General features: G+C 55.2%; 8 protein-coding genes and 1 pseudogene. All 9 read right to left on the bottom strand.

From position 1 onward, the window contains the following. Nucleotides 1-248 precede the first annotated feature (248 nt). Nucleotides 249-881, bottom strand: coding sequence for a hypothetical protein (locus ACR0NM_RS16845; protein WP_170515965.1), 633 nt, complete (start codon nt 879-881; stop codon nt 249-251). Next, the gene (locus ACR0NM_RS16850) at nt 878-1174 is read right to left on the bottom strand and encodes a 50S ribosomal protein L23 (RefSeq protein ID WP_010437040.1); all 297 of its coding nucleotides are present in this window, start codon (nt 1172-1174) and stop codon (nt 878-880) included. The genes ACR0NM_RS16845 and ACR0NM_RS16850 overlap by 4 nt, the downstream gene beginning before the upstream one ends. Then, nucleotides 1171-1788, bottom strand: a complete 618-nt coding sequence (gene rplD, locus ACR0NM_RS16855) for a 50S ribosomal protein L4 (protein ID WP_170508772.1) — start codon at nt 1786-1788, stop codon at nt 1171-1173. Before rplD ends, ACR0NM_RS16850 begins: the two co-directional genes overlap by 4 nt. Beyond that, entirely contained in the window at nt 1785-2510 is a 726-nt protein-coding gene (gene rplC / locus ACR0NM_RS16860) for a 50S ribosomal protein L3 (RefSeq protein WP_170515968.1), read from the bottom strand. Before rplC ends, rplD begins: the two co-directional genes overlap by 4 nt. A gap of 18 nt (nt 2511-2528) precedes the next feature. Then, entirely contained in the window at nt 2529-2843 is a 315-nt protein-coding gene (gene rpsJ, locus ACR0NM_RS16865; protein ID WP_008756422.1) for a 30S ribosomal protein S10, read from the bottom strand. Nucleotides 2844-2993: 150 nt separating this feature from the next. Then, nucleotides 2994-3473 (bottom strand): hypothetical protein, encoded by a 480-nt coding sequence (locus ACR0NM_RS16870; protein WP_170515971.1) that lies wholly within the window; start codon nt 3471-3473, stop codon nt 2994-2996. A 147-nt stretch (nt 3474-3620) separates the two neighbouring features. Then, nucleotides 3621-3728, bottom strand: a pseudogene (locus ACR0NM_RS16875) (EF-Tu C-terminal domain-related protein); the annotation flags it as partial. A gap of 55 nt (nt 3729-3783) precedes the next feature. Further along, nucleotides 3784-5496: an amidohydrolase gene (locus tag ACR0NM_RS16880; RefSeq protein WP_480615794.1), complete on the bottom strand. Its 1713-nt coding sequence runs from the start codon at nt 5494-5496 to the stop codon at nt 3784-3786. Between the two features lie 238 nt (nt 5497-5734). Beyond that, nucleotides 5735-6002: EF-Tu C-terminal domain-related protein (locus ACR0NM_RS16885; protein WP_480615117.1), on the bottom strand; the 268-nt coding region annotated here is incomplete at its 5' end.

The raw sequence follows: 6002 nt of genomic DNA on the forward strand, positions 1-6002 counted from the left end.
CCTGCCATGTCTTTTGCTTGTTGGAAGCCGGATAGACTACCCGCGCGACATAGCAAGCGAATTGTGCAAAATATGAGAGTTTAGTGCTCAAATTTTTGTGTCGCCGCGTAAGAACAACCCCCATGAGCACGCCACTTACCTCTCCCCAAAGACGCGTCCAATCACGGACCGCCGGATATATCGATGTGTGGTCTCTCTTCCAGGGTTGCACGTGCTTATGACGCGTTTCTGATGAGTCAACGCAACTCTTACCCCAACGACCGCCTTCTGCAGAGCGGCTCAGACTCTACCGCGATACGTTGCTTGAGTTTGATATGACCCAAAACCTCGCGAAATGCGCGGTGCTTGGGTTTCCCTTCCAGATAATCCGCCAGTTTGAGTAGGTTGATCGGGTGCTTCGTAATTAACGCCTCGATCCGCTGCACCGCTTCGTCCAGCACGTAGTGATCCACGTACTGGCAGGCCACCTGTGTGGGCGTAAGGAGACAGTAATCCTGCGGGCGTTTCTCAGTATAGCGCGTGATGTCGAAGGGCGACGCACCGAGGGCGTGGAACTTGGGGATGTGCACACGCATCTCGGCCTCGACGTGTTCCAGCACCGTACCCGAGGTCTGGCGAAACCCCAGCGGACCAAGCTTATCGACCACATGATTGCGCATCGCCGGAGAGATCATGTCCACATCCGCCCGGTCGTATTTCAGATCGTCGAAAACCGACAAAAGCCCCAGCTTTTCATCGGCGATCTGAAAATAGGGCTCGGCGCTGAAAGCCCGCATCTTCTCCAACACCTGCGCACGCGCAGTTTCAGGGTCTGAAACGAAATCGGCCCCGGCGGGTTGAACCGCCGGGGCCGTGAATAGTCGCAGTAAGCGTCGGATCAAAGACCGGTGCTCACGTCGATGGTGTTCCCCTCTTCCAGGGTCACATATGCTTTTTTGACGTCTTTGCGACGGCCCAGCTGGCCGCGGAACCGCTTGACCTTGCCTTTGGTCACGGTGGTGTTCACCGCTTTGACCTTCACACCAAACAGAGCCTCAACGGCCTCTTTGATTTGCGGCTTGTTGCTATCGATCGCCACTTCAAAGACAACCGCGCCGTTTTCGGACGCCATGGTCGACTTTTCGGTGATGACCGGCTTGCGGATCACGTCGTAGTGTTCTGCCTTCGCGCTCATTTCAGACGAGCCTCCAGTGCTTCGACAGCCGCTTTGGTGAGCACCAGAGTGTCACGCTTGAGGATGTCATAGACGTTTGCGCCCATCGACGGCAGGATATCCAGACCTTCGATGTTCTTGGACGCTTTCAGGAACCCTTCGTTCACGGTCGCGCCGTCGATGACCAGAGCACGTTTCCAGCCCAGGTTTGCAACCTGTTTGGCCAGAGCGGCGGTCTTGCCTTCGGCTTCGGCACTCTCGATCACAACCAGCTCACCTGCCTTGGCTTTTGCCGACAGAGCGTGGCGCAGGCCAAGCTTGCGGAACTTCTTAGGCAGGTCGTGGCCGTGCGAACGCACGACGGGGCCTTTGTAGATGCCACCACCACGGAAGATCGGCGCGTTACGGTCACCATGGCGTGCGCCACCGGTGCCCTTCTGGCGATAGATCTTCTTGGTCGAGTAGCTGGTTTCCGAGCGGGTCTTGACCTTGTGGGTGCCAGCTTGCGCGTTGTTGCGCTGCCAACGGACCACACGGTGCAGGATGTCCGCGCGCGGCTCGAGACCGAACAGGTCTGCATCCAGCTCGATGTTGCCGGCCTTGCCGCCGTCCAGTTTGATTACATCAAGTTTCATGCTTCACCACCTTCCGCGGGAGCTTCTTCCGCAGGTGCTTCGGTTGCAGCCGATTTCACAGCAGCCGGGAAAGGCAGGCCTTCCGGTGCTTTCTTCTTGACGGCGTCCTTGACAGTGACCCAGCCCGATTTCGGTCCGGGAACGGCGCCTTTGATGAAGACCAGACCACGGTCGGCGTCGGTTTTGACAACCTCCAGGTTCTGAGTGGTAACACGGGCAGCACCCATGTGACCGGCCATCTTCTTGCCTTTGAACACCTTGCCCGGATCCTGACACTGACCGGTCGAACCGTGCGAACGGTGGCTGATCGAAACACCGTGCGAGGCGCGCAGACCACCGAAGTTCCAACGCTTCATCGCACCGGCAAAGCCTTTACCGATCGAAGTACCCGAAACGTCAACTTTCTGACCTTCCAGGAAGTGTTCTGCCGAAATCTCGGCGCCCACATCAATCAGGCCATCTTCGGAGACGCGGAACTCGGCCAGCTTACGCTTGGGCTCGACCTTTGCAGCGGCGTAGTGACCGCGCATGGCCTTCGAGGTGCGTTTTGCCTTGGCGGCACCGGCACCCAGCTGAACGGCAGTGTAGCCGTCTTTGTCAGCGGTGCGCTGTGCAACGACCTGCAGGTTGTCCAGGTGGAGAACGGTCACAGGGATCTGCTTGCCGTCTTCCATGAACAGGCGGGTCATGCCAACTTTTTTTGCGATAATACCAGAGCGCATAATCTATACCCTCCGATCTTACGACTGCAGCTTGATCTCGACGTCCACACCAGCAGCGAGGTCGAGCTTCATCAGCGCGTCAACGGTCTGGGGGGTCGGATCAACGATGTCCAAGAGACGCTTGTGCGTACGGATCTCGAACTGGTCGCGGGATTTCTTGTCAACGTGAGGGCCACGGAGAACCGTGAACTTCTCAATCTTGTTCGGCAGCGGGATCGGGCCGCGCACGTTCGCGCCGGTCCGCTTGGCAGTGTTGACGATCTCTTGCGTGCTGGCATCCAGAACGCGATAGTCAAATGCCTTCAGCCGAATACGGATGTTTTGGCTTTGCATATTAACAGCCTTTTTTAGGCGTTGAGGTTGAGAGGAGGACAGACGCGCATCGCCAACCCTCTTCGAACCCAAAAGGCGGGAATCATCCCGCCTTGATGTTCTTGATGAGAACTCGCGCGTATTAGTGGGGTTGGTGGGATTTGGCAAGGCCTATTTGATTGGACTTTCACCTGAAGTGTGCTTCTTAATCTGCTCTTCAGTGATGAGTTCTTCCGCAAGCGCACTCGCGAGACTATCAGCCACCCTCCAGCACTGAAAAAGCTCTTCATGCAACTCTTCTAAGTCAGCGACCATATCATCCCGCCCCACTTCGGACTGAATCTTATAGTTATGACGCTCAAAAAACCCGTGAAAAAGTTTGTTTCTTGCGACCAAGCCTCGTTTGAACTGTTTGATGATTAGATCGTCTTCAAACCGCAATTCTTGTTTTAGCATTTCCAGGACTCTGCCCAACGTGCTGCATTCAATAACTTCTAGAGCCCTTGCGGCCGCATTTGGGTCCTGTTCGCTGTACCAATTGTTGTTATGTCCCTTGCTCGCCAACACAACAGTTCCGAGCGCAGTCTCGAATAGCTGTGCCGTTTCCGCAGTAATTCCGAACTTTGCATAAAGCTGATCTCTACTCGCCATACAAAAGTCTATTTCAACTTCAGAAGCTGATTACAAGAAAAAGGCCGCCCCGAGGGACGGCCTTCTTGATTTCCTCACTGAGTTGCTCTCGGCAGATTTTTCCATGGAAAATCGCCTGCCGCAACCAGGTGCGACAAGCGCGCCTTTCTCGATGATTTTCGATACCACACCGGCGCCGACGGTGCCGCCGCCTTCGCGGATCGCGAAGCGCAGACCGTTTTCCATCGCGATCGGTGCCATTAGCTCAACGCCGAACCATATGCATGTCCACCTCGGCTCCATTTTCGGTCTGTTTCAATCAAAACTTAACCTAATTCCTCGCTAACCAAGGATCTTCTACCTTCATGCCTTGATAAACCGCGTGCAGGAAAAGATGAGCAATCACAGGGTCATTTGAAAATGGCGAGAATTGCAAATTGCCCTCTCTGACGCCCTCCTCAGCTTCATAGACAACCTCATCCCCTTTGACAGTCACCAGCACCTCAAGTTCAGCCAGAGTCTCCGGATCGACTGCCGTGGGATCATCCGACAGGATCACAAAATCCGCCACTTTGCCGACCTCAATCGAGCCCTTCTCATCTTCCTCAAAATGCTGCCATGCAGGCCAGATCGTCATTGCCTTCAATGCCGTCATGACATCGACCCTCTGATGCGGCCCCAGAATGTCACCTGACCGCGTGCGACGCGTGACCGTAGCCGCAAGTACACGCATGCTATCTGGAAAGGCCACCGGCGCATCGTGATGCGTGCCGAACTTCATGCCACGCTCGTGCAGCCATCCTGTAGGCGAAATATTTTCTGCGTTTATCGGCCCGACCGTATGATCCCGGTGCCAATCGCCCCAATAGAACGTATGCATCGGAAAGAGCGACGGAAACACACCAAGGCGCTTAAGGCTTGCGACTTGATCCTCGCGAAGAAACTGACCGTGAATCAGAACTGGGCGGTTGCCGGGATCGCCATACTTGATCTGTGCCTCTTCGAGTGCAGCAATCAGCATGTCAGATGCCCCTTCACCGTTGGAATGCACGAGGATTTGGAAATCGTTGTCGTAACACCAATTCACCGCGTCCTGGAGTTGCTCCATCGTGATGGCTGCGTATCCTGCGTAGCCGGCGGCATAGTTCCCAACCGGATCATAATAGGGTCGATCCCTTAAAGCGGTAAAACCTTGCGGCGAGCCATCAATTGTAAGTTTACAGCCCCCGACCCGAACCCTGTTTTCGTAGCTTTTCGAAGTGTTCGCACCAATAAACTCTTTCGACTCAAGAACATCCGGGAAGGCTACTACATCGATTGGAAGAGCTTCTTCCGCAGCAACTTTCCTGAGAACCTCGACAATCTGACCTGATGATCGGCCTTCCTGCCCGGTCGTATATCCAAACTTTGCCCAAAGGTCGGTTCCAGCTCGGGCAAATGCTGCCAGACCCCCTTCACCCAGATTTCCCAGCAAGGGAACGAGAACAGAAAAGAACGCGTACTCCTCCAGAACACCGTTTGGCTCTCCGGCCTCATCGCGTTGGATCACCCCGCCCGGAGGTGCTTCGGAAGCCGCCGTTATACCAGCCAATTCCAAAGCTTTCGAGTTTGCGACACCTATATGCCCAGACTGATGAATAATGACGACAGGCAAGTCCTCAGACACAATGTCCAGCTCTTGTCGTGTTGGGTGACGGAGTTCCTTTAATTGAGCATTGTCGTAACCAAAGCCGATGATCATTTTGACCTGCTCAACGGCTTGCGCATTCTCCTCGGCCCAGTCAGTCAGTGTGGATTGCAGACTGGCGATATCAATGACATCCCCGTCCGGTGGCGCAAGAAGGTTAGCGGACAGGGCTTGCAGGCCGCCCATGACGACATGTCCGTGGCTATCAACGAAACCCGGAAGCATCGCGCGCCCTTCCAGATCATAGGTTTCGGTTTCCTCACCCTGATGCACCGACAAGTCAGATAGCGACCCAACCGCAAGAATGCGCCCGTCTTTGACTGCGACAGCTTCGGCGGACGGAGCCGTATCGTTCATCGTTACAATTGGTCCGCCCAAATAGATCCGATCCGCAATCTGTTGTGAGGACGCAGAGGTAGATGAGAAAGCAACCGCTGCGACAAGACAAACTGAACGCGCCCAAAAGTGCATCTTATGACCTCTTTCTAATTGCAATGTCTCAATACGAAAGAAGTTAGCATTACTGTTGGCTTAGGCAAAAACGAAAAAGGGCACCCCGAGGGACGCCCTTTCTTTGTATATTCGCTTACGCGAATTACTCGATGATTTTCGAGACGACGCCGGCGCCGACGGTGCGGCCGCCTTCGCGGATGGCGAAACGCAGGCCGTCTTCCATCGCGATGGGCGCGATCAGCTCTACGGTGAAGCCGACGTTGTCGCCGGGCATAACCATCTCGGTGCCAGCCGCCAGGGTCACGGTGCCGGTCACGTCAGTTGTACGGAAGTAGAACTGCGGACGGTAGTTCGCAAAGAACGGGGTGTGACGACCGCCTTCTTCCTTGGTCAGGATGTAGGCTTCGGCT

This window comes from Ruegeria sp. AF2 (genome assembly GCF_056542025.1).

Coding starts and splice junctions, on each gene's coding strand:
- rplC (WP_170515968.1), bottom strand. CDS start 2,510: ATGCGCTCTGGTATTATCGCAAAAAAAGTTGGCATGACCCGCCTGTTC.
- ACR0NM_RS16850 (WP_010437040.1), bottom strand. CDS start 1,174: ATGAGCGCGAAGGCAGAACACTACGACGTGATCCGCAAGCCGGTCATC.
- rplD (WP_170508772.1), bottom strand. CDS start 1,788: ATGAAACTTGATGTAATCAAACTGGACGGCGGCAAGGCCGGCAACATC.
- ACR0NM_RS16870 (WP_170515971.1), bottom strand. CDS start 3,473: ATGGCGAGTAGAGATCAGCTTTATGCAAAGTTCGGAATTACTGCGGAA.
- ACR0NM_RS16880 (WP_480615794.1), bottom strand. CDS start 5,496: ATGAACGATACGGCTCCGTCCGCCGAAGCTGTCGCAGTCAAAGACGGG.
- rpsJ (WP_008756422.1), bottom strand. CDS start 2,843: ATGCAAAGCCAAAACATCCGTATTCGGCTGAAGGCATTTGACTATCGC.